Below are 21,185 nucleotides of genomic sequence, written 5' to 3'. Positions count from 1 at the left end.
AGTTAGTGGCCGCTGGCCTCACCCGCCCCTTTAGGGAAACGGATAGACTCAACCATTTCCTGCACATGAGCTGGTGCCGCTGCGGTCAGTTTGCAGACAATAGCTGCTACCACAAAGTTCACTAGCATACCCACCATACCGATACCTTCAGGCGAAATACCAAGGAACCAGTTCGCAGGCACGTTTGCAGTCGGATCAACAAACTTGAAGTAGATGATATAACCAGCGGTGAAGAATAAGCCAAGCACCATACCTGAAATAGCACCTTCTTTATTCATGGTCTTAGAGAAGATCCCCATGATGATTGCAGGAAACAGAGATGACGCAGCCAAACCGAAGGCGAATGCCACCACCGCCGCCACGAATCCTGGAGGGTTAACCCCGAAGTAACCCGCAATTACAATACCGATACCAGCTGCAAGTCGAGCGTACATTAACTCTTTCTTGTCAGAAATATTTGGCATCAGGTTTTTCTTCATTAAATCGTGTGACACTGATGTAGAGATAACCAACAACAAACCCGCAGAGGTAGATAGCGCCGCAGCGAGACCACCCGCAGCCACCAGCGCAATCACCCAAGCTGGCAGATTCGCGATTTCTGGCGTTGCTAATACAATGATGTCGTTGTCGATTTTCATTTCGTTAGGGCTAGCAGCATCTTCCATTTTGCCTTTGGCATAGTAGATTTTGCCATCACCATTTTTGTCATCCCATTTGATCAGACCGGTTTTTTCCCAGTTTTTGATCCAATCAGGCGCAGTTTCATAGGCAACACCCTTTTGATCTGGGCCGTTAATGGTTTCGATCATATTGACGCGAGAGAATGCCGCTAATGCAGGAACTGTGGTGTACATGATGGCGATAAACACCAATGCCCAACCCGCTGATATACGTGCATCTTTCACTTTCGGTACGGTGAAGAAACGCACAATAACATGGGGTAAACCCGCTGTACCGACCATCAAAGCACCAGTAATACAGAACACGTCGATCATGCTCTTAGAACCATCGGTGTAAGGGGCCAAGCCTAAATCCACAGAGAGATTATTCAGTTTCTCTAACAGATAAACGCCAGAATTATTCCCCGCAGCATCGAGTAACTCAGCACCAAAACCAATTTGAGGAATGATATGACCCGTCATCATCACAGACAGGAAGATTGCAGGCACCATAAAGGCGAAGATCAGTACGCAATATTGGGCAACCTGAGTATAGGTAATCCCTTTCATACCACCGAGTACCGCATAGAAAAACACCACGGCCATACCAATATATACGCCGGTATCTACCTCTACCTCAAGGAAGCGCGAGAATACCACGCCCACTCCGCGCATTTGGCCAGCAATGTAAGTAAAGCAGATGAAGATGGCGCAAATAACTGCTACCGTGCGCGCCGCTTGGGAGTAATAACGCTCACCCACGAAATCAGGCACGGTAAACTTACCAAATTTACGTAAGTATGGTGCCATACACAGGGCTAATAAAACGTAACCGCCGGTCCACCCCATCAAGTACACACTGCCGTCATAACCGACGAAAGAAACAATACCCGCCAACGAAATGAAAGATGCCGCAGACATCCAGTCGGCGGCGGTTGCCATGCCGTTTACAACAGGATGAACACCACCACCCGCTACATAAAACTCTTTAGTTGAACCTGCACGGGACCAAATTGCAATCCCAATATAGAGGGCAAACGACAGCCCTACAATCAGATAAGTTAATCCTTGTACACCCATCTCTGTGCTCCTTAGTCTTCTTGTACGTTATATTTTTTATCTAAGGCGTTGGCTTTTGCCGCGTAGACAAAAATAAGCGCAACAAAGACATACATCGATCCCTGTTGAGCAAACCAGAAACCTAATTTGAATCCCATAAAATGGATTTCATTGAGTACATCAACCAATAGAATGCCGCATCCAAACGAAACTGCGGCCCAAATAGCTAATAGGCCCAAAACCAGACGTAAATTCTCGTTCCAGTAACCTTTTGCTTTATCATTATTTTCAAACGCCATAGCGACTCCCCTGTGCTGTTTTATTTTTAAGTCTCGTTAAATCTAGCAACAGCTGGAGTGACCACAATCAAGACCTTAGTCTAATTTGCGAAATACCTCACATAGCAAAAAATAAAATATCATTTAAAACCATAAACTTAACAATGATTTTACATTTTGTTGCAAAAGTCGTTTTTTGAGCAACTTAGACCAATGTCGAAGAACCTAAGACTAGAAAGAGACAAATTAGCGTGATAAGTGGAACAACTAGAAAGTAGTAATAGCCTGTCATATAAACAAAATATCGTATTACTTCGAGTGTAATACGAGAGCTATCATCTCAACCTATACCACTTAGATTTGTCAGCAGACAGGCAAAAAATAACCCAGCATGGCTGGGTTATGGGAAACTGGTAAATTGGCGCCAGCATAGACGCCAGTATCAACGTTATTATTTAGCGGCTAAGTACTTCACTAACTCAGCCAGTTCTTCAGGAGTATGAACCTGAGACGTGACTAAATAACGGCCATTTACCAATAATGATGGCACACCTTTAATCCCGGCCAATTCCGCTTGCGAATCGTAACTCATCAGTGAAAATTTAGCGTCAACAGAATTCATCGCCGCATCCACATCATCAGCTTTAGCACCTTGAGCCACAAAAAAGGCTTTCACTTGCTCAGGGCGGGTAAATTGCTCACCCTTGTCATGAATTTGTTTAAAAATCGCCTCATGGACTTGCTTGGTCATATTGAGCTTTTGCGCGATATAATAAGCCAATTGGCTCAGTTCCCAAGCAGGACGCCCCGCCCCCACAGGCGTACGCTCAAAGGCTACATCCTTGCCCAAGAGTTTTACCGTGGAAGCCACAAAGGGTTCCTGTTTGTAGCAATGTGGGCAGTTATAGGAAAAAAACTCTCGCAGCACAGGCTTTTGCGCCTCGCTCATACCTGCGACAGTGACATAATCCTTCCCTTCTTCAAAACTGGCCGCTTGCAGCGCAAAACTGGCGCTTAAGACCAATCCACAGGCCAAAGCAGCCAAAGGTCGAACAAGATTAGTTAGGGTTTTCATATATTCTCTTCTTATTAGTGAATGATTAACACGCATCATTGAATCGTAAGTCGTTTGCAACAGGCACAGGCCATTAAGATACCTCAAAATATGGCTATTGTTCTTAAACATTTGTTAACAATAGGTGGTAAATCCGCCGCTAACAGGCCGCTAGCATCGTAATTGGGGAGGTAAACTGATACATAAATCCCAGATCGCGGACGATTTTATCCCCCAGAATCACTTTGCTGGGTTGCAGCTGGGTATTAAATTGCGGTTCAGCCAATCCCAGTGACAGAGCCGCAGCACCGTAAAATTCGCTTCTCGATGGATGCTCTGGCGCGCATAGATTATAGATAGAGGCGATCTTCTCTCCCTTTAGCTTAGTGTCAATAATTAAACTCACTGCCGCGACGCAATCCTGTAAATGCACGAGATTGACTGCAACATTACCACCAGCCACATCGGTTTTGCCTGCAAAAAAACGCCCCGGATGACGCTTTGGTCCAACGAGTCCAGCAAAACGCACCACGCAAGTATTAGATTGGTGAGCAAATAAAGCTTCAGCATCCAGTAACACCTGCGCTGAAGGTGACTCGGCCTGGGCATCGGCTTCGGTCATGGATTTATCAAGAGAGGGATAAACGCCCGTGGTGCTAATAAACACTATGCCTTGATATTGCCAGCCTTGGGTTAAGTCGATGAGTTGTTTCAGTTCGTTAAGATAAGCTGTATTACCATGCTTTAGACGAGGAGGAATATTAACAACAAGAAAGTCTGTCTGAAATAAGTCTTGCAACAGCTGTGCATCGGGAACAATATCAGCCTCATCACCAAGTTGTAGTTGGAATGCCTCAATACCCGCGTGTGTTAACGCCGGAAGATCCTCACACTGGCGCTTAGCCCCAGTCACGCGATAACCGGCTTGAACAAGTTGTTTTGCGAGCGCAAAACCGAACCACCCACAGCCTACAACCGCAACACTCTTTTTCTCCACCACAGTGTGTTCCATTATCTCTGACCTACTTACTGCTAATAATATATTTTGGCCAATAGCATACGGAACTCTGGTAAAGGGATTCAAGCTTGTAAGGAACTAAAATAAAAACTAATCCCCTTATCGACCTGCAATGTTCGCCTTGCGCCCTCAGTTAAATCTTCAACTCGCAAAGACTTTTGCACTGTCACGCCCTCATCACTTAAAAAGCGTAACGAGGCTTCACTACCATCTTCTTTACAGGCCCACACCTGAGGCTGACTCACTTCTTTCGTGGTCATAATGACTTTTGCAACGCTATCATCCGATAGCTTAACTAAGGTCCCTGGTGGATAAATACCTAATATCTTGACTAAGACAGAAATCAACGATTCCGAATGTTTACTGGCTCTATTTTTAAATAAGTAACCGAGGGCAACTTGAGGAGAAGAAGCTTGCTGACCACTCAGTTGCTGATCGTAATCATTTGCTAGACTAACGATTTGAGTCACGATGGGAATTTTATGACCTGTGAGCCCATCAGGGAAACCCGAACCATCAACAAACTCATGGTGATGTAACACGATATTTAATACTTCTTTGGGGAACAGCCCTGAACGATTAAGCATGTCATAGCCAAAATTAGGATGCATCTGTAAGTAATTGGCTTCATGGGGAGTCAGAGCACCACGCTTTCGACGGATCACATCGGGCACTTTTAGCTTACCAATATCATGGAATAAACTGCCAAGGGCAATATCGCGCAAATCCCTCGCTGGTAAATCCAGTGCATGACCTATCATCATGGCGAGCACCGCCACTGATACACCATGCTGGGTCACACTCACATCCTTTTCGTCCATCCCAACTAAGGTCAAGAAGGGTTTTTCCACCTCTTGTAAATGACTGAGTAAATCTTCAACTAACGCTGCAGACAGGCGATATGCTCCTTCAGGATCGCTCACTATCTTGCCATACATATTCCGGCACTGATTAACACTCTCTAAAAAACGTTTTTGACTTAAACGCATCGATTTACGGGTATCTGCTTTTAAATCTCGCTCTGGTGGCGCGGCTTCAATATCTTCAATGTCTTCCTCTTCTTCAGCAGTATCAATCTCATCATTACTGCCAGAAATGAGGTAAACATAGGGAACACCAAGCCCCCGGATCATCTCAATCTGAGCCGCACTATTGATATCAACTCGGTTAAATAAGAATGGGTGATTTGTCCACGACAAAGGCAACTTAACCCGCATACCGGGCTGAAGTTCTGAGAGTAGTAATTTTTTATGAGCTGCTTTTGCCACGCAATATGACTCCTTTCATGCACGCAAGAATGCAATATGACTTCTTGGCGCGTACATTTAAGCTAAGTACATATAACTATAGATGATTCAGCAAAATCAGTAAGCTGTTGGTGAAAAAATGCTTATCAAACTGAGGGATAGAACACATAAATTATGCTAACTTCATCGAATAAGACATAAAAAACAGTAATAACAAAGAGATGTAGACTACTATGTTATTTAAGTTTTTATTTCCTTCGGCCAATCCGTGAGGTAATAACGCAGTCGTTTTGACTGATAGACATAAAGACAGGACCAAAACAACACCAAGGCATCGAGTGCCAAACTCCAATGGAATAAAAACTGTCCGTGAATTAACCGCTGAGACAGTAAAACCGCATCAACTAATAACAATAACCACAGTCCCCATTTGAGATGGACAAACAACGGCCGAATCCATGAGGGCGAGCGGCGCCGCTCCGCGAGTACGACAAAATAAAGCACTACAGCACCAAGACCTGCCGCAAGTGCAAGTAAAAAGTCTGATTTTTCAGGATAAAAGAGCCTTACCAATTCAGCTCTATCACTGGCTTGAGTCAAGGAGGCGATAAAAATACACCAGCCTCGCGCGAGGAATGCCAAAATCACATATAAAAAAATCGGCGGTTTAATATGGCCTTTATCATCAAGCCAAGTGATGTGACTAAAATTCAACGGCAATCCATTAAGTAAAAACTTAAGCAATAAATATTAAATGGTGCCTATTGGCGTAATTTCAATGGGAGGGATAAACAAATCAAGCACACTCAACGGTTAGGTCAACATTTCCGCCGTGTGCGCTACCCCATACTCCCCGCGATATGTAGATTTAACCATTTGAACTTAATAAGAATAAGGTCGAAGGATTAGCCCCATCGACCTGAACATGACAACCAGCCATAAAATTTCAAAAAGGCACATTAATTTACCGTCATATATGGCCAAATAATTGCCGCGGCGATGCTCCACATAGTCAACCAAATAAAGCGATCTAAGTATCGCCACGCCGCTGGACGACTAAATATCGGCGCCAATAAACGCGCACCAAAACTTAAGCTAAAGAACCAAATAAACGAAGCCAGTACCGCGCCCGCACCAAACCAAGGACGATGGGCATCTTCGAACTGAGTACTAATGCTCCCCAGCAGCACCACTGTATCTAAATAAAGGTGTGGATTAAGCAGGCTGATCCCAAGTGTGGTCAGCATGGCCTTACGCAAAGTGTCGGCATTTTGCGCATTATCCATCTCCATCCCTTTAGCGACAAACGAGGCTTTAAGTGCATTCGCACCATACCAAATCAAAAAGGCGGCACCACCAAAACTAGCCACATGTTTGATAGTCGGAAAGGCTTCAATAATATGCCCAAGCCCAGCAACCCCCGCAGTGATCATTAAGGCATCGATGATTGAACAAAGCAGCGCAATCGGCAAAGGATAAGCTCGCTTAATCCCCTGCTTTAGCACAAATGCATTTTGCGCCCCTACGGCAATGATCAAACTACCACCAATGCCCATACCTTGTATAAACGCCGTTTGCATAACTACCTCTCATGTCTGAAGAAGGCGCTAGCATAGACAAAACAACAAAATTAATATAACTAATGTTTTTTATGTATCATAAGTAAAATTAATAACCTTAAGGACGGCAATCATGTTGGAATACGCCAATCTTAAAGCGCTTGCGGTCGTCGTCTCCGAAGGCGGCTTCGAGCGCGCCGCAAAAGTGCTGCACATTACCCAATCAGCAGTGTCACAACGCGTTAGGCAATTAGAAGAACGAGTCGGCCAATCCTTACTTATCCGCTCAACACCTGTGGTGGCGACCCCAACAGGGAAGCGTTTATTGCGCCACTATTCACAGGTGCAACTACTCGAGAGTGAATTGAGAGCCGAGTTAGATGCCGATGACCCAAATCATCCAACGACGGTGCGAATTGCAGTCAATGCCGACAGTTTAGCGACATGGTTTTTGCCCGCATTGGCCGATATGTTCAGCCGACATGCTTGGCTGCTCGAATTGATTGTCGATGATGAGTCCTACACCCATCACCTACTGAAAAACGGTGAGGCCGTCGGTTGCGTGACCACGACAGTCAACCCCATGGCCGGTTGTAGCAGCGAGTTTTTAGGAACCATGGAATATATGTGCGTCGCCACCCCAGCATTTGCGGCGCGTTATTTCGAATGGGCAAAAAATAGCGATAATGTCGGCGCTCAAATAACCCAAGCGCAGCTTGCGAAAGCCCCGGCTGTGGTGTTTTCGACCAAAGATAAAATGCATGAAAAGTATCTCGCCCAGTATTTTCAAATGTTGCCAGGTCAATGGTGGCAACACAGCATTCCCTCATCGGAGAGTTTTTTAGAGGCGATTAACTTAAGTCTGGGTTACGGTTTAGTGGGTCACTTACAGGCAAAACCCTTGATAGACAAAGGCATATTAATTGAGCTCACCCCAGAAAAACGCATTCGGGTGCCCCTCTATTGGCAGCATTGGAATATCAAAGCGAAACAAACCACTTTGGTTTATCGGGCGCTTGCCGCCACCGCACAGCATCTATTACAGCAATAATGAATGCAGCAAGAGTGAGTAAAACAATTGTTAGTACAAATCATTAGCGTATAAAAAAACTGAGCACTCGTGCCCAGTTTTTATCTATTAGTTTTTAATCTATTGCCAGCGGCTTAGGCTTCTGCCGAATCCGCCTTCACCTGCGCTATCGCCACAGGTTCAATCTCGGTTTTAGGCCAAGCATTGATCACCGCTTTCACTAAGGAAGCTAATGGAATGGCAAAGAACACACCCCAAACGCCCCATAAACCACCGAAAACTAATACAGCAGCAATAATGATCACCGGATGCAAATCCACCGCATCGGAAAACAGGATAGGTACAAGTACGTTACCATCCAAGGCCTGAATAATGCCGTAACCTAGCATTAAATAACCAAACTCAGAGCTAAAACCCCACTGGAAAAAGGCCACCAGCATAATGGGTAGAGTCACTAAGGTCGCGCCCACATAGGGAATCAACACCGACAACCCGGTCAACACCCCCAGTAAGGCCGAGTATCTCAGCCCCATAAAGGCAAAGAAGATGTAGCTCGCCACCCCGACAATCACAATCTCAATCACTTTGCCGCGAATATAGTTAAAGATCTGTTGGTGCATTTCAAACCACACTTTTCGAGCCAACTGGCGATTGGTGGGGAAAAAACGCTTACTACCGCGGATCAGTTGATCTTTATCCTTAAGAAAAAAGAACACCAACAATGGCACTAAAATAGCGTACACCATCAGCACCAATAATGACGCAGAGTAACCAATCAGCTGTTTCGCAATGTCGAGCACATGTTGTGTATCAAGTAATTTCTTCAACTCGGAGACCATTAAATCGAGCTGTTCAGTACTTATAAATTTAGGATACTGGGTCGCTAACCCCTGCAAGGTCAGTAGCCCTTTATCTATCATATTCGGTAAATCCGTCATCAGACTTACCCCTTGACGCCACACGCTGGGGATTAGCCCAAAGGTCAGCAACACCACTATCCCTAAAAACAGCACTAGCACTAAGGAAGCCCCCGTCGTGCGATTAATCCCCAATTTCAGCATTTGCGCCACGGGCCATTCGAGTAAAAAAGCCAACACCAGAGCAACAAGTAGCGGGGCTAACAAACCACCAGCAAAATAAAGTACTAACGCTAAACCCACTAGAATGGCCAATAAGGTGACGGCCTGTGGATCACTAAATCGCTCTTGATACCAACGAGAAAAAAAACTAAACATGCATTCATTCCAATGGGGGTTGGCTTTCCCAACAGGCAGGAAAGTGACTTATGAGTTAACCTTATCGCAGTAGATTAACTGTGTATATGCTTGAAAATCAGTTAACTGCTAACTATGACTGACAAGCCTAGGTTAAGTTGCAGTCAGCTAGCTAACTCGCCATTTTGACTGCGGCATTGAATCATGCTTTGTGTATGATTATCCCTGCGATAAATCAACTTTTGTAATTAATAGGCCTAACTGGCTCGCATCATCGTGTAACGTCACGACCTGATGCCCCTGTTTTTTTAAAAAAGTGGGAACATCTCGGCGGGAACCTGGGTCTGAGAGTAGGATATGTAAGCTGTCACCAGCAGACACAGACTTCAACGCAAGTTTGACCTTAACCAAGGGAACGGGGCAGCGCAATGATGTTAAATCAATAAAAATCATAATGAACTTGCTATGAACGAACTTGGGCTATTATCCTAAGTTGCAATTCAAACTACAAGCTAAGGGCTACCTAAGCCTTAGTTGAGACACTTAAAAGAAATAAAGGATCCACTTGCGTAATTTGACGTTTTTGACCCGATGTAAACCCCTTGCGGCGAGTGTGCTTTCATTAATGTTACTCGGTGGAGCCGCAAAGAGTTTTGCCAACAACGACTTGCCCGATCTGGGTACCGCCGCCGTCAATACCTTCAGCCTAGAAAAAGAAATGGTCTATGGCGATGCCTATATGCGCGTTATTCGCTCATCGGCGCCCATGCTGAACGATCCGGTATTGAGCCAATATTTAACTGAACTGGGCAACAAATTGGTCGCCCACGCCACGGGAGTCAAAACGCCCTTTTATTTCTTCTTGCTGCAAAATGATGAAATCAACGCCTTTGCCTTCTTTGGCGGCCACGTTGCGGTGCACACAGGGCTATTTCTTAATGCTGATAACGAAAGTGAACTGGCCTCAGTATTAGGCCATGAAATAACCCACGTGACCCAGCGTCACTTAGCACGCTCCCTCGAAGCGCAGCAAAAAACCGGACCAGCGACCGTAGCTGGTTTACTCGGCGCCATTTTATTAACGATCGCAGTTCCTCAAGCAGGGATGGCCGCGTTGGCAACCACCCAAGCCATGGCGACACAATCAAAAATCAACTATACCCGCCTGCATGAAAAAGAAGCCGATCGTATCGGCATGCAAATTTTAGTCGATGCGGGATTTGATCCTAATGCCTCCGCCGATTTCTTTGGCAAACTCGCCAGTCGTTACCGTTTTACCACCACGCCGCCGCAAATGTTATTGACTCACCCTTTGCCTGAGTCACGGATCTCTGAAGCGCGGGATCGTGCCCAGCAATATCCCCACCGCTATGTACCGGATAATCTGAACTTCCAGCTCGCTAAAGCCCGTATTCAGGTGCGTTTTTCCAGTTACAGTGATGATGCCGTGTTAAGCATGTTTGAAAAACAACTTAACAAGCAAACCTATGGCTTTAAAGAGGCGGCCCTCTACGGCAAAGCATTAGCACTGTTTAGATTGAAGAAGTTTGATGAATCCGAAAAAATTGTCGATGAACTATTAAAAATCGATGATAACAACTTGTTTTATCTCGATACTAAGACGGATTTGCTTAACGAACGTAAGGATTATGCCCAGGCAACTCAGTTACTCGAAACTCAGCGGAAGATGAAACCCACTTCGCAGGTGATCAACGCTAACTTAGCCAATATCTATATCGAGGCTGGTGACCCCGCTAAAGCGATTCCGCTGCTCGAAGATATGATTTTCCTCGATAAGCAGAATCAACTGCCCTATCAGTTGTTAAATCTTGCCTACAAGAAACTTGGTAACCAAGGGATGGAGTATTTCTCCAATGCCGAGTTAATGGCGCTAGGCGCTAACTATAAGGGCGCTATCGATCAGCTTAACTTTGCTTACCGCGCCTCGGAAGGTAATCCATTACAACTGGCGCGAATCGAAGCACGTATCCGCCAATTTAAACAGGCAGATAAAGAAATGGATGCCCTAAAGTAAAATCAGCCATTTTATCTCTACAGCCTATAATCGCGCCCCGAACACCCTGACGGGGCGCTGTTTTTTCTGCTATCATCCGCGCCATTGTTTTAGCCGATTGAGCATGAGTACTATGACCCAAGCAACGATTTACCATAACCCACGTTGTTCAAAGAGCCGCGAAACCTTAGCCCTACTCGAGGAGCAAGGCTGCGAAATCACAATAGTGGAATACCTTAAGAATCCTCCAAGCGCCGCTGATATTCGTGGAATTTTAGCCACGCTCAAACTCAGCGCCCGTGAGTTAATGCGCACTAAGGAAGACGAGTATCAAGCACTAGGTCTTGCCAATCCGGCTTTAACCGAAGAACAACTTATCGACGCCATGGTCAAGACGCCAAAATTGATTGAACGCCCAATCGTACTGGCCAATCAACAGGCAGCCATTGGTCGTCCACCGGAAAATGTACTGAATATTCTCTAAGTTGTTCAGGCTATTTCACCACTGTTCCAGGATGTTTAGATTAGGAAAATCATGACCTCAAGCTCTCTACTGACACTTAGCCGCTTAGGCTACCTTGCCCTTGTTCTGCTGCTGGGCGGCTGGTTTATTGGTCAAGGCATAAATGGGGAATATACATTATTATTCAGCCTATTATGGATATTGCCTTTATTGCTTCCCATCAAAGGCATTTTAAAAGGTAATCCTTACACCTACGCATGGGCGAGCTTTATTTTATGCTTATATATGCTGCACGCCCTCACCTTGTTGTATGTCACGACCGATGCATTGGCCTTTGCCATTATTGAGGTCCTGCTCATTGGCGCGCTGTTAGTCGCGTTCCCGTTTTATGCTCGTATCCGTGGACGTGAACTCGGCCTAGGTCTGAAGAAAAAATCCGATAAGCAAGACTAATATTCCGAATATAGTAAAGCGCGGTTGATTTACACCGCGCTTTTTATTGCCCGACACACTCTCTGCGTCAGTCCATCCATTTTTAGTCAAAATGATCAATGCCCCGCCTATCTCCAATAATCACTACAAACAATCCATAACATTTAAGCTACCTTCGATCGCTTTTTGTAACTAAAAGAGCGTGCTATAGTCATTTTTTGTGCCAATAAATGACGGTGAATCGTGCCTGTCAAACAACAAAAACAAACAATAACAGCGAATTAATTGGAGTGAGTCATGATGGAAATATGGGGCCCAATTCGTCGATTCAGTATCATAGCCGCAGCAGCAACATTGAGCGCCTGTGGCGGCGGAGGTGATAGCAACAGCGATGGCGGCACAGTTACGCCTCCCACAACCAATGTGCCACGTTGTACCTCAGTCACACCATTAGTGACCACAGATACTGGTGCAATTCGGTTTAAGACGGAATCTCAATATGGTGTAGGACAATCCGGTGCCATTATTGCCAGCCTAGGTAATCGCGATTCGCAGGATCTCACCTTCCGTTGGCAACAACTCGAAGGCCCCAGCATTGAACTCGTTAGTCAAAATAGTCCTGTATTAGCGATGGAGCTCCCGGCCGTGGGCAGCTACCGCTTTCGCTTACAAATCACCGGCGCCAATACCAATGTGACGGGTGACATCAGCATTAATGCCGATAACAACACGGGCGGATTGCTGAATATTCGTCAAGACCATCAAGCCGTTGAGGGTAACGATGTAAGCTTGCGAATTGGTCAGCAAGCCGGCCTCAGTGCCGCCAATGTCAATTGGTGTATCGCCGAAGGCCCCGATGTCAGCCTTGACATAAGCGATCCCTTTAGACCCCTCTTTACCGCACCCGCTGTTGCTCAAGATACCTTAACCCGTCTTAGGGCATCAGCCACGATTAACGGTAATGTAGTGACAGATGAAGCCTTTGTATTAACCACGGCAGCGCCCACGATAAGCTCCAGTTACTTTGATACGCCACTTGCGCGTACTCATGCTTATCATCCAACCTCACCTTATGCCAGTGCGTTAACGAGCTGTGTGTACTCGAATCAGTTAAAAGAGGCTTGTACAATCAATCAATTGCCACTCATAGGCCAAGTTTCAGATAACCTTGATGTCGATACGATTCTTGATCGGGTATTAGTGTCCCACGATTGGATGGGGGACAATTTTGCCGCATTTTTACGGCAGATGGATCCTAATAGTGACTTTGCCCGCCTGCTACAATCGGTCACCGCAGTGGTGATTAGTTATGATGTGCGCCCATCTTTCTATTGGGTTGTTACAGGGGCGATTTATCTCGACCCCAACGACCTTTGGCTGACACCTATGCAGCGCGATACCATCAACGAAGCGCCAGATTATCGCAGTAGCTTTGGCAATGAGCTGAATTTCATCATGCCATGGCGTTACGTTAAAAATAATCAATATGCTTCACAGGGCTTCCCAATCACTACGCGCGCCACACGGACTCTGGCTCAAATTAACCCTGACCTCGCCTCACTCTTATACCATGAGCTCGCCCACGCTAATGACTTCTTCCCAAGAAGCGTGCACGCATCACTTACAGGTCCAAGACTATTGGATGACTATAGTCGCCGAAATGCCAGTAAGAGTTTGATTTCAGATCAAGTAAGCCGCAGTTATCCCCTCACGAGTACCGAAATGACTGGGCTTGCTGGAGTGAGCTTCTTGGGTGCGAAAGCCACTGCCACCCAAAAAGCCTACCAACCTTCGGATGTCAGTACGTTTTTCTCCAGTGATATCGCCAATGATTTTTACAATTATTCCAGCACCCGCGAAGACACTGCAATGCTATTTGAAGAAGCGATGATGAGCTATCGCTATCAGATCCTGCGGGATGTAGCAGTGACAAATGCACCCGATGTAATCACCGCGGATACGATTATCGTCAACTGGGGACAAAGAGGCCGCATTGGCGCCGATAATTTGCTCAACCGTGCCGCCTTAGTGATCGATGGTATGTTACCCGAGTTAGATGGTATTACCTTGCTAGCAAGCCTGCCCGAGCCCATCCCGATGACCCAAGGGCAAAGCTGGCGTCAAACATTAGGGATATCGCCCAATGCAGCCATTGTGAAAGGACAACAAAGTAGTACCGCAGCCAGTCGCGATAGCATAGCCGAGCCAGAGCTGCGCTTCAGTGGCGATCGTCATCGCCATCCGCAGCAGTAGTCACTTGATCTAAGCGAGCAGATAGACAAGATTTCAGTATTTCAGCTCATTTGAAGATATAAAAAAGCCCGTCGTAATTATGCGACGGGCTTTTTGCTAATACGGTATCAGCTCAGAGGTGCAGCATTTCTTTTGCAAAAGGAATGGTGAGTTTGCGCTGATGCACTAAAGATGCTTTATCAAGTTTATCTAACACATCAAACAGAGTACGAAGGTCTCTTGCCATTCGATTGAGCAAAAAACGCCCAACGTCTTCAGGTAATTGTAGCCCACGCATGGCAGCACGGCGTTGCAATGCTGCGAGTTTTTCATCATCAGCCATTGGCTGGAGTTGATAATTGAGTCCCCACTGCATTCTTGAGACTAAATCGGGTAATAAAAATCCGGCATCCGCAGGCGCAGACCGACCACTCACCACCAGCGCGCAATGTTTATTTTCAGCAACACGATTATACAGATCAAAAATCGCCTCTTCCCAAACTGGGTGGCCTGCGATGTCGTCCACATCATCAATGCAAATCAAATCAAGTTGTTCCAAACCTTCTAATAGCGCCGTCGAAATACTCGCATGGATCCCAAGTGGCAGATAAAAGCTGCGGCGGTCGAGTTCATTAGCATGGGCACAGGCGGCATGCATTAAGTGAGTACGTCCCGATTTTACGGGTCCCCAAACATAGATAGCCGCTTCACCATGCCCCTCAGCATTAGCGCGCAGCTTTTGAATAAGTTCATCATTACCCGCTGCAGGATAATAACTATTAAAAGTTTCATCGTCTGGCAGATAAACCGGCAATGAAAGTTGTAGCGGTGAGTTTAATGGCACTCGTACGTCTCAATATCAATAAATTATCAACCCCACGCGACTGGGTAGAGTATTTCCCAGCCTCTACGAGGGAAGTTTAAGGTAACCGCCATTGATAGACAGTTTTACCTGCAGGGCTCGCACTGGCGGAAAACTCTCCAGGAGCGACCACCGAAATTCTCGGCTCTAAACTTAATAAACGCTCAAAGTCTGTCTGTGAGCCAAATAGATCTAACGAAAAGGTCACAGTGTTACCTTGAATGCGCGACAAAGTCGCATTCTTAACCGCACTCAGTTGTTTTAAATACTTTTCTACCTCGACAACTTGTGCCATTTTATCAATGTTCACAAAGGTCACACTGGCGCCAACCTGCTCACCAGAATCTGCAATAGCATACTTAGTAAAATAGTAATCCCCTAGGGCAGCCATCATCGCTGTGATTGCCTGCGCACTATTTTCAGCACTGCCATTAAAACTAAACAATGGTGGCGTTAATGAATCAATCGTAGTTTTAGAATACAGATTTAAGCGATAACGCACCAGGTTCCCTGCTGGCTCAATGGCAACAAGCGCTAAGAAATCAGCTTGATAACGTCCAGAGACACTGGCCACGATATCTGCAAACATGCCTTTGACATCGTTCGGGTTAATCCCCATGAGTTCATCAAGATCGAGGATAGGCAATAGCACAGGTATCCCACGTTCATCAGAGAAGGAGCTAAACGCCTGACGCTCGGTCGATGTGGAAGAATCACTTAATAAAATGGTGTCACCTTCACCGGGCATCGCCACCCAAAACAGGGTCAATGGACGCTGGGTGCCCCATACAGGGAGTTGTGCTTGACGCAACAAGGACACAATTCGTCTATGCTCGAAATTTGCTTTCAGCAGCAATTGACCATTTTGTTCAACATAACCAAATTGACTTAGCAAGGCATCAGGATTGGCTAACTGCGATTGGATCACGCTATTGTCCAAAGAACGGGCCGTCCCCGTGTTTTTAATGATCACTTTTTCTAAAGCGGTTTTCAGCGCACTATTACGCTCTGGAACCGCACGGGAAGTGACCGGTACATCGGCCTCATCTAATTTACTCACTTCAACAGCTTGCAGGCTATTAACGGTAAACAGGCAGTATAAAAACGCGACTAAGCTTGGCTTTAATAGAAATTTCAGCATCTTTGGGTAGTTGAAGTAACATCAGATAGTGCAAATTGTACCATAGTTCGCGCCTTTAGCGAGTCTTAGCCTTATTCGATACTCTGAATAAGGATCGCTACTCTGACAAGCCATAAAACAGTGATCGCCACCCGCAAATACATCATTTAATAAAGATCATATTGCAACAAACTGTTATCATCTCGCGGTTTACCCTAAATTTACGAGAATAATAAATGAGACGACTTGCTATTCCATTGCAGGGCGCACAAATGCTGTTTGTCGCATTTGGCGCCCTAGTACTGATGCCACTGTTAACCGGGCTCGACACCAGTGTTGCACTCTTTACCGCAGGTATTGGTACCCTACTATTTCAATTAATCACTAAACGCCAAGTGCCTATTTTTCTGGCTTCCTCCTTCGCTTTTATCGCCCCGATTCTTTACGGAGTACAAACTTGGGGGATCCCATCAACCATGGGCGGTATCATGGCCGCAGGCGCGGTCTATGTATGCCTAGGCGCCTTAGTTAAAGTACGCGGCACTGACTTTATTCATCGGCTGTTACCACCTGTAGTTGTAGGACCCGTCATCATTATCATTGGCCTGGGCTTAGCACCTGTTGCCGTGAATATGGCGCTGGGCAAAAGTGGCGACGGCAGTCTAACCTTAGTCGCAACCAATACGGCATTAATCATTTCGCTTGTATCCCTTTGTACCACCATTGCCGTAGCGATTTTTGCTAAAGGGTTACTCAAGGTGATGCCCATTCTTGCTGGCATTATCGTTGGCTACAGCCTGAGTCTAGCATTTGGTATCGTCGATTTTGCGGTAGTCACTGCAGCAAGTTGGATCGCCATTCCAAAATTTGTAGCCCCCGAATTTAACTGGCATGCGATTGCGTTTATGATCCCTGTTGCCATTGCTCCTGCGGTTGAACATATCGGTGACATCTTGGCTATTTCCAATGTCACTGGTAAGGATTTTATGAAAAAACCTGGCCTGCACCGCACCTTAACGGGTGACGGCGTAGCAACAATCGCCGCAGCAGCCTTCGGTGGTCCACCAAACACCACCTATTCAGAAGTCACAGGTGCAGTCACCTTAACCCGTAACTTCGACCCAAGGATCATGACATGGACAGCCATCACTGCCATTACCTTAGCGTTTATAGGTAAATTAGGGGCACTGATGCAAACTATCCCCGTTCCAGTTATGGGCGGCATTATGTGTTTGTTATTTGGTTCAATTGCCGCTGTAGGATTAAATACCTTAATCCGTAATCACGTGGACTTATCCGAGCCGCGTAACTTAAGCATTGTCGGTGTCACCTTAGTCTTCGGTATTGGCGGTATGGCCTTTGGTATTGGTTCTTTTAGCCTTACAGGCATTAGTCTTTGCGGGATTGTCGCCATTACCATGAATCTGCTATTACCTGCGAGCAAACACCACGATAGAGATGCGGCATCACACTAAGTGTTGCCCTTCAATTCCTCATTCAGTAGGAATATGGCAATAAAAAAGCCGCTAAGTTATTCACTTAGCGGCTTTTTGTTATTCTTCATCGCTCTGTGACGAGTAATTACTCTGCGGTTTTGTACTTTTCTGCGGTCGCTTTGATTAATGGCTGTAATTCGCCTTTTTGGTACATATCAACCACGATATCACAGCCACCAATCAGCTCGCCTTCAATCCACAGTTGTGGGAAGGTTGGCCAGTTTGCATACTTAGGTAATTCAGCACGAATATCTGGGTGCTGGAGAATATCCACAAACGCAAACTGCTCGCCGCAGTTAATCATGATTTGGGCTACCTGAGATGAAAAACCACAGCTAGGTAATTTAGGAGAACCCTTCATGTATACAATGATTGGGTTTTCAGCGATCTGCTGTTTAATTTTCTCTACTGTTTCCATTTTAATTCCTAAGTATGATGACATTGACTCAATGCTGGCTATTGTACGACAGCTAAGCACAGAACAAAATCCCACAGTTTGTAAGGTTATGGCCTGCAATTAGTTTTTCGATGACGCCTATCTAATCAATTAGCCAAACAATGATTCACATCACAAATTTTATCGGTACAATAGTGTCCAGTGAGCACGTTTAAAAAACGATAACCTAAGACCATGGAGAGATACTAATGGCTTTCGAATTACCCGCATTACCATATGCAAAGAACGCACTAGAACCACACATTTCTCAAGAAACCATTGAATACCACTACGGCAAGCATCACAACACCTACGTTGTTAAGCTAAACGGTTTAATCGAAGGAACCGATTTCGCAGGCAAATCTTTAGAAGAAATCATCAAAACTTCTACTGGTGGCGTATTTAACAACGCAGCTCAAGTTTGGAACCACACTTTCTACTGGAACTGCTTAGCGCCTAACGCTGGCGGTGAGCCAACTGGCCCTGTGGCTGATGCCATCAACGCGGCTTTCGGCTCATTCGACGCATTCAAAGCCCAGTTTACCGATTCTGCGGTAAACAACTTTGGTAGTGCTTGGACTTGGTTAGTGAAAAAAGCCGATGGCACTGTTGCTATCGTCAACACTAGCAATGCTGCAACTCCTCTGACTGACAGCACTGTGACACCAATCCTGACTGTTGACGTGTGGGAACACGCTTACTACATCGATTACCGCAACGTACGTCCTGACTACTTGGCCCACTTCTGGCAATTAGTTAACTGGGACTTCGTGAACCAAAACTTCGCGGGTTAATCGTCTCTCAGCGATCCTTAAAAAGAGCCCAAGTGGCTCTTTTTTATTACCTCAAAAATCATTCATCTTCGACTTCCCGTTAAACTTCACCTGATAACTACAAGTGCAATAATTGCAATTGCAATCATTTGTTATTGTTTTTATTTGATATTTTTTTGACACAGCAAGCAAGTTTGTGTCTAAGATTAGTGTAGGAAGCTGAAAAATCAGTTATCCCTTCCATAACATCACTGGCGTTTCAGGGGGTTTATATGGGCATTTTCGAGCATTACCAAAAGCGCTACGAACAAAAACTCGATGAAGAATACACTTTGCAGGAATTTCTGGATATCTGTAAAGAAGATCGCAGTGCTTATATGTCAGCATCTGAGCGATTACTGCTCGCCATCGGTGATGCTGAAATTATCGATACAGCTAAAAATCCAACCCTAAGCCGTATCTTTTCGAATCGTCTCATCTCACGCTATCCCGCATTTAAAGACTTTTACGGTATGGAAGATGCGATTGAGCAAATCGTTGCCTACCTAAAACACTCAGCCCAAGGCTTAGAAGAATCTAAGCAAATTTTATACTTACTCGGCCCAGTGGGTGGCGGTAAGTCATCACTGGCAGAAAAACTTAAATCATTGATGCAAAAAGTGCCCATTTATATTCTGAGCGCTAATGGGGTAAGAAGCCCAGTGAATGATCATCCCTTCTGTCTCTTCGATGTGGACGAAGATGGTCAACTATTGCGGGATGAATTCAATATTCCCAGCCGTTATCTCAAAACCATCATGTCACCTTGGGCGGTGAAACGTCTGCACGAGTTTGGTGGCGATATTTCTAAATTCCGCGTGGTCAAAGTCTATCCCTCTATTCTCGATCAATTGGCGATTGCCAAAACCGAGCCTGGGGATGAGAACAACCAAGATATTTCCTCTTTGGTGGGTAAGGTTGACATTCGTCAACTGGAACATTACTCCCAAGATGATGCCGATGCCTATGCCTACTCCGGCGCATTATGTCGCGCTAACCAAGGGATAATGGAGTTTGTGGAAATGTTTAAGGCGCCGATTAAGGTGCTACATCCACTGCTGACCGCGACGCAAGAAGGTAACTATAACGGCACGGAAGGCTTGTCTGCCCTGCCCTATAGCGGGATTATTTTGGCACACTCTAACGAGTCAGAATGGTCAACCTTTAAAAATAACAAGAACAACGAAGCATTCCTCGACAGGGTTTATATTGTCAAAGTGCCTTATTGTTTACGGGTATCGGAAGAACTGCAGATTTACAAAAAGCTCATACAAAATTCTGAGCTATCTCAAGCACCTTGCGCCCCCGGAACCATAGAAACCCTAGCGCAATTTAGCGTACTATCAAGGCTCAAAGTCCCAGAAAACTCTTCTATCTACTCGAAAATGCGAGTTTATGATGGTGAGAGCTTAAAAGATACTGATCCTAAAGCAAAATCCTACCAAGAATATCGCGATTATGCAGGCGTCGATGAGGGAATGAACGGCCTTTCTACTCGTTTTGCCTTTAAGATCCTGTCACGGGTATTTAACTTTGACCATTCCGAAATTGCCGCTAATCCAGTGCATTTATTCTATGTGCTTGAACGGCAAATTGAGCAGGAGCAATTTCCTAGCGATACCGCAGAACGTTATCTGGAGTTTTTAAAAGGCTACTTAATTCCTAAATATGTCGAATTTATCGGTAAAGAAATCCAAACCGCCTATTTAGAGTCCTACTCTGAATACGGCCAAAATATCTTCGACCGTTATGTCACCTATGCCGATTTTTGGATTCAGGATCAAGAATATCGCGATCCAGAAACGGGCCAGTTGTTTGACCGCGCCGCACTGAATGCCGAACTTGAAAAAATCGAAAAACCTGCGGGCATCAGTAATCCAAAAGATTTCCGTAACGAAATTGTCAACTTTGTCCTGCGCGCTCGCGCAAGTCATGAGGGCCATAACCCACTGTGGACCAGCTATGAAAAACTACGCACTGTGATCGAGAAGAAAATGTTCTCGAATACAGAGGACTTACTGCCAGTTATTTCCTTTAACGCCAAAACCTCGACTGACGATCAACGTAAACACGATGATTTTGTCAATCGAATGATGGAGAAAGGCTATACCAAAAAACAAGTCAGACTCCTGTCTGAGTGGTATTTACGGGTTCGTAAATCCTCTTAACTTGCGCTCACTAAAAACGAGGCTTTGGTGTT

Annotated in this window: 20 protein-coding genes; 8 read left to right on the top strand and 12 right to left on the bottom strand. The window is 45.5% G+C overall.

Annotated features, from left to right (window positions below; translation table 11 throughout):
• Positions 1–2: 2 nt before the first annotated feature.
• The 7 genes from IEY09_RS10535 to IEY09_RS10505 all read right to left on the bottom strand — a co-directional run bounded on the left by IEY09_RS10535 (position 3) and on the right by IEY09_RS10505 (position 6,895).
• The gene (locus tag IEY09_RS10535) at positions 3–1,739 is read right to left on the bottom strand and encodes a sodium:solute symporter family protein (RefSeq protein WP_037426792.1); all 1,737 of its coding nucleotides are present in this window, start codon (positions 1,737–1,739) and stop codon (positions 3–5) included.
• Between the two features lie 11 nt (positions 1,740–1,750).
• Positions 1,751–2,017, bottom strand: coding sequence for a DUF4212 domain-containing protein (locus IEY09_RS10530; RefSeq protein WP_011622295.1), 267 nt, complete (start codon positions 2,015–2,017; stop codon positions 1,751–1,753).
• Between the two features lie 430 nt (positions 2,018–2,447).
• Positions 2,448–3,071, bottom strand: coding sequence for a thiol:disulfide interchange protein DsbA/DsbL (locus tag IEY09_RS10525; RefSeq protein WP_055646939.1), 624 nt, complete (start codon positions 3,069–3,071; stop codon positions 2,448–2,450).
• A gap of 139 nt (positions 3,072–3,210) precedes the next feature.
• Positions 3,211–4,062, bottom strand: coding sequence for an NAD(P)-binding domain-containing protein (locus IEY09_RS10520; protein WP_188870975.1), 852 nt, complete (start codon positions 4,060–4,062; stop codon positions 3,211–3,213).
• A 68-nt stretch (positions 4,063–4,130) separates the two neighbouring features.
• Positions 4,131–5,336 carry an HD-GYP domain-containing protein gene (locus IEY09_RS10515; RefSeq protein ID WP_055646941.1) on the bottom strand — a complete coding sequence of 402 codons (1,206 nt, stop codon included), beginning with the start codon at positions 5,334–5,336 and terminating at the stop codon, positions 4,131–4,133.
• Between the two features lie 219 nt (positions 5,337–5,555).
• Complete coding sequence (locus IEY09_RS10510; RefSeq protein ID WP_037426787.1) at positions 5,556–6,029, bottom strand: DUF2919 domain-containing protein; 474 nt, start codon at positions 6,027–6,029, stop codon at positions 5,556–5,558.
• A 245-nt stretch (positions 6,030–6,274) separates the two neighbouring features.
• Entirely contained in the window at positions 6,275–6,895 is a 621-nt protein-coding gene (locus tag IEY09_RS10505) for a LysE/ArgO family amino acid transporter (RefSeq protein ID WP_023266289.1), read from the bottom strand.
• Between the two features lie 112 nt (positions 6,896–7,007).
• Here IEY09_RS10505 and IEY09_RS10500 point away from each other — a divergent pair, with 112 nt between their 5' ends.
• Complete coding sequence (locus tag IEY09_RS10500; RefSeq protein WP_086904489.1) at positions 7,008–7,925, top strand: LysR family transcriptional regulator ArgP; 918 nt, start codon at positions 7,008–7,010, stop codon at positions 7,923–7,925.
• Positions 7,926–8,038: 113 nt separating this feature from the next.
• Here IEY09_RS10500 and IEY09_RS10495 read toward each other — a convergent pair whose 3' ends face one another.
• Together IEY09_RS10495 and IEY09_RS10490 are read right to left on the bottom strand one after the other, a co-directional pair.
• On the bottom strand, positions 8,039–9,139 hold the full coding sequence (locus IEY09_RS10495; RefSeq protein WP_037419898.1) for an AI-2E family transporter: 1,101 nt from the start codon (positions 9,137–9,139) through the stop codon (positions 8,039–8,041).
• Between the two features lie 198 nt (positions 9,140–9,337).
• Positions 9,338–9,571 carry a sulfurtransferase TusA family protein gene (locus IEY09_RS10490; RefSeq protein ID WP_037419895.1) on the bottom strand — a complete coding sequence of 78 codons (234 nt, stop codon included), beginning with the start codon at positions 9,569–9,571 and terminating at the stop codon, positions 9,338–9,340.
• A 112-nt stretch (positions 9,572–9,683) separates the two neighbouring features.
• Here IEY09_RS10490 and bepA point away from each other — a divergent pair, with 112 nt between their 5' ends.
• The 4 genes from bepA (at position 9,684) to IEY09_RS10470 (ending at position 14,280) form a co-directional block, all read left to right on the top strand.
• Positions 9,684–11,153 carry a beta-barrel assembly-enhancing protease gene (bepA, locus tag IEY09_RS10485; protein ID WP_188870973.1) on the top strand — a complete coding sequence of 490 codons (1,470 nt, stop codon included), beginning with the start codon at positions 9,684–9,686 and terminating at the stop codon, positions 11,151–11,153.
• 112 nt (positions 11,154–11,265) lie between these two features.
• Entirely contained in the window at positions 11,266–11,616 is a 351-nt protein-coding gene (gene arsC, locus IEY09_RS10480) for an arsenate reductase (glutaredoxin) (protein ID WP_188870985.1), read from the top strand.
• Positions 11,617–11,667: 51 nt separating this feature from the next.
• Positions 11,668–12,048 (top strand): DUF2069 domain-containing protein, encoded by a 381-nt coding sequence (locus IEY09_RS10475; RefSeq protein ID WP_140906629.1) that lies wholly within the window; start codon positions 11,668–11,670, stop codon positions 12,046–12,048.
• A 279-nt stretch (positions 12,049–12,327) separates the two neighbouring features.
• Entirely contained in the window at positions 12,328–14,280 is a 1,953-nt protein-coding gene (locus IEY09_RS10470; RefSeq protein WP_055646944.1) for a hypothetical protein, read from the top strand.
• Between the two features lie 112 nt (positions 14,281–14,392).
• On the opposite strand, the gene hda is transcribed toward IEY09_RS10470, so the two are convergent.
• Both hda and IEY09_RS10460 read right to left on the bottom strand, forming a co-directional pair.
• Positions 14,393–15,103 carry a DnaA inactivator Hda gene (hda, locus tag IEY09_RS10465; protein WP_037419883.1) on the bottom strand — a complete coding sequence of 237 codons (711 nt, stop codon included), beginning with the start codon at positions 15,101–15,103 and terminating at the stop codon, positions 14,393–14,395.
• Between the two features lie 76 nt (positions 15,104–15,179).
• Positions 15,180–16,262: a DUF2066 domain-containing protein gene (locus IEY09_RS10460; RefSeq protein WP_172587725.1), complete on the bottom strand. Its 1,083-nt coding sequence runs from the start codon at positions 16,260–16,262 to the stop codon at positions 15,180–15,182.
• A 215-nt stretch (positions 16,263–16,477) separates the two neighbouring features.
• Between IEY09_RS10460 and IEY09_RS10455 the strand changes: the two genes are divergently transcribed.
• Entirely contained in the window at positions 16,478–17,716 is a 1,239-nt protein-coding gene (locus IEY09_RS10455) for a uracil-xanthine permease family protein (protein WP_188870971.1), read from the top strand.
• A 106-nt stretch (positions 17,717–17,822) separates the two neighbouring features.
• Here IEY09_RS10455 and IEY09_RS10450 read toward each other — a convergent pair whose 3' ends face one another.
• Complete coding sequence (locus IEY09_RS10450; RefSeq protein ID WP_007649079.1) at positions 17,823–18,155, bottom strand: Grx4 family monothiol glutaredoxin; 333 nt, start codon at positions 18,153–18,155, stop codon at positions 17,823–17,825.
• 227 nt (positions 18,156–18,382) lie between these two features.
• Between IEY09_RS10450 and sodB the strand changes: the two genes are divergently transcribed.
• Positions 18,383–18,967 (top strand): superoxide dismutase [Fe], encoded by a 585-nt coding sequence (gene sodB, locus IEY09_RS10445; protein WP_011622352.1) that lies wholly within the window; start codon positions 18,383–18,385, stop codon positions 18,965–18,967.
• A 251-nt stretch (positions 18,968–19,218) separates the two neighbouring features.
• Complete coding sequence (locus tag IEY09_RS10440; RefSeq protein ID WP_037419872.1) at positions 19,219–21,153, top strand: PrkA family serine protein kinase; 1,935 nt, start codon at positions 19,219–19,221, stop codon at positions 21,151–21,153.
• Positions 21,154–21,185: the final 32 nt, after the last annotated feature.

Source organism: Shewanella xiamenensis, assembly GCF_014647135.1.
GTDB lineage: Bacteria > Pseudomonadota > Gammaproteobacteria > Enterobacterales > Shewanellaceae > Shewanella > Shewanella xiamenensis.
Note: the sequence above shows the minus strand (reverse complement) of the source record. Positions and strands in the feature narration are given on the sequence as shown.

Excerpts from the sequence above, each read along its gene's own strand:
- IEY09_RS10535 (WP_037426792.1), bottom strand. The coding sequence starts at position 1,739 with ATGGGTGTACAAGGATTAACTTATCTGATTGTAGGGCTGTCGTTTGCC.
- IEY09_RS10530 (WP_011622295.1), bottom strand. The coding sequence starts at position 2,017 with ATGGCGTTTGAAAATAATGATAAAGCAAAAGGTTACTGGAACGAGAAT.
- IEY09_RS10525 (WP_055646939.1), bottom strand. The coding sequence starts at position 3,071 with ATGAAAACCCTAACTAATCTTGTTCGACCTTTGGCTGCTTTGGCCTGT.
- IEY09_RS10520 (WP_188870975.1), bottom strand. The coding sequence starts at position 4,062 with ATGGAACACACTGTGGTGGAGAAAAAGAGTGTTGCGGTTGTAGGCTGT.
- IEY09_RS10505 (WP_023266289.1), bottom strand. The coding sequence starts at position 6,895 with ATGCAAACGGCGTTTATACAAGGTATGGGCATTGGTGGTAGTTTGATC.
- IEY09_RS10500 (WP_086904489.1), top strand. The coding sequence starts at position 7,008 with ATGTTGGAATACGCCAATCTTAAAGCGCTTGCGGTCGTCGTCTCCGAA.
- IEY09_RS10495 (WP_037419898.1), bottom strand. The coding sequence starts at position 9,139 with ATGTTTAGTTTTTTTTCTCGTTGGTATCAAGAGCGATTTAGTGATCCA.
- IEY09_RS10490 (WP_037419895.1), bottom strand. The coding sequence starts at position 9,571 with ATGATTTTTATTGATTTAACATCATTGCGCTGCCCCGTTCCCTTGGTT.
- arsC (WP_188870985.1), top strand. The coding sequence starts at position 11,266 with ATGACCCAAGCAACGATTTACCATAACCCACGTTGTTCAAAGAGCCGC.
- IEY09_RS10475 (WP_140906629.1), top strand. The coding sequence starts at position 11,668 with ATGACCTCAAGCTCTCTACTGACACTTAGCCGCTTAGGCTACCTTGCC.
- IEY09_RS10470 (WP_055646944.1), top strand. The coding sequence starts at position 12,328 with ATGGAAATATGGGGCCCAATTCGTCGATTCAGTATCATAGCCGCAGCA.
- IEY09_RS10460 (WP_172587725.1), bottom strand. The coding sequence starts at position 16,262 with ATGCTGAAATTTCTATTAAAGCCAAGCTTAGTCGCGTTTTTATACTGC.
- IEY09_RS10455 (WP_188870971.1), top strand. The coding sequence starts at position 16,478 with ATGAGACGACTTGCTATTCCATTGCAGGGCGCACAAATGCTGTTTGTC.
- IEY09_RS10450 (WP_007649079.1), bottom strand. The coding sequence starts at position 18,155 with ATGGAAACAGTAGAGAAAATTAAACAGCAGATCGCTGAAAACCCAATC.
- sodB (WP_011622352.1), top strand. The coding sequence starts at position 18,383 with ATGGCTTTCGAATTACCCGCATTACCATATGCAAAGAACGCACTAGAA.
- IEY09_RS10440 (WP_037419872.1), top strand. The coding sequence starts at position 19,219 with ATGGGCATTTTCGAGCATTACCAAAAGCGCTACGAACAAAAACTCGAT.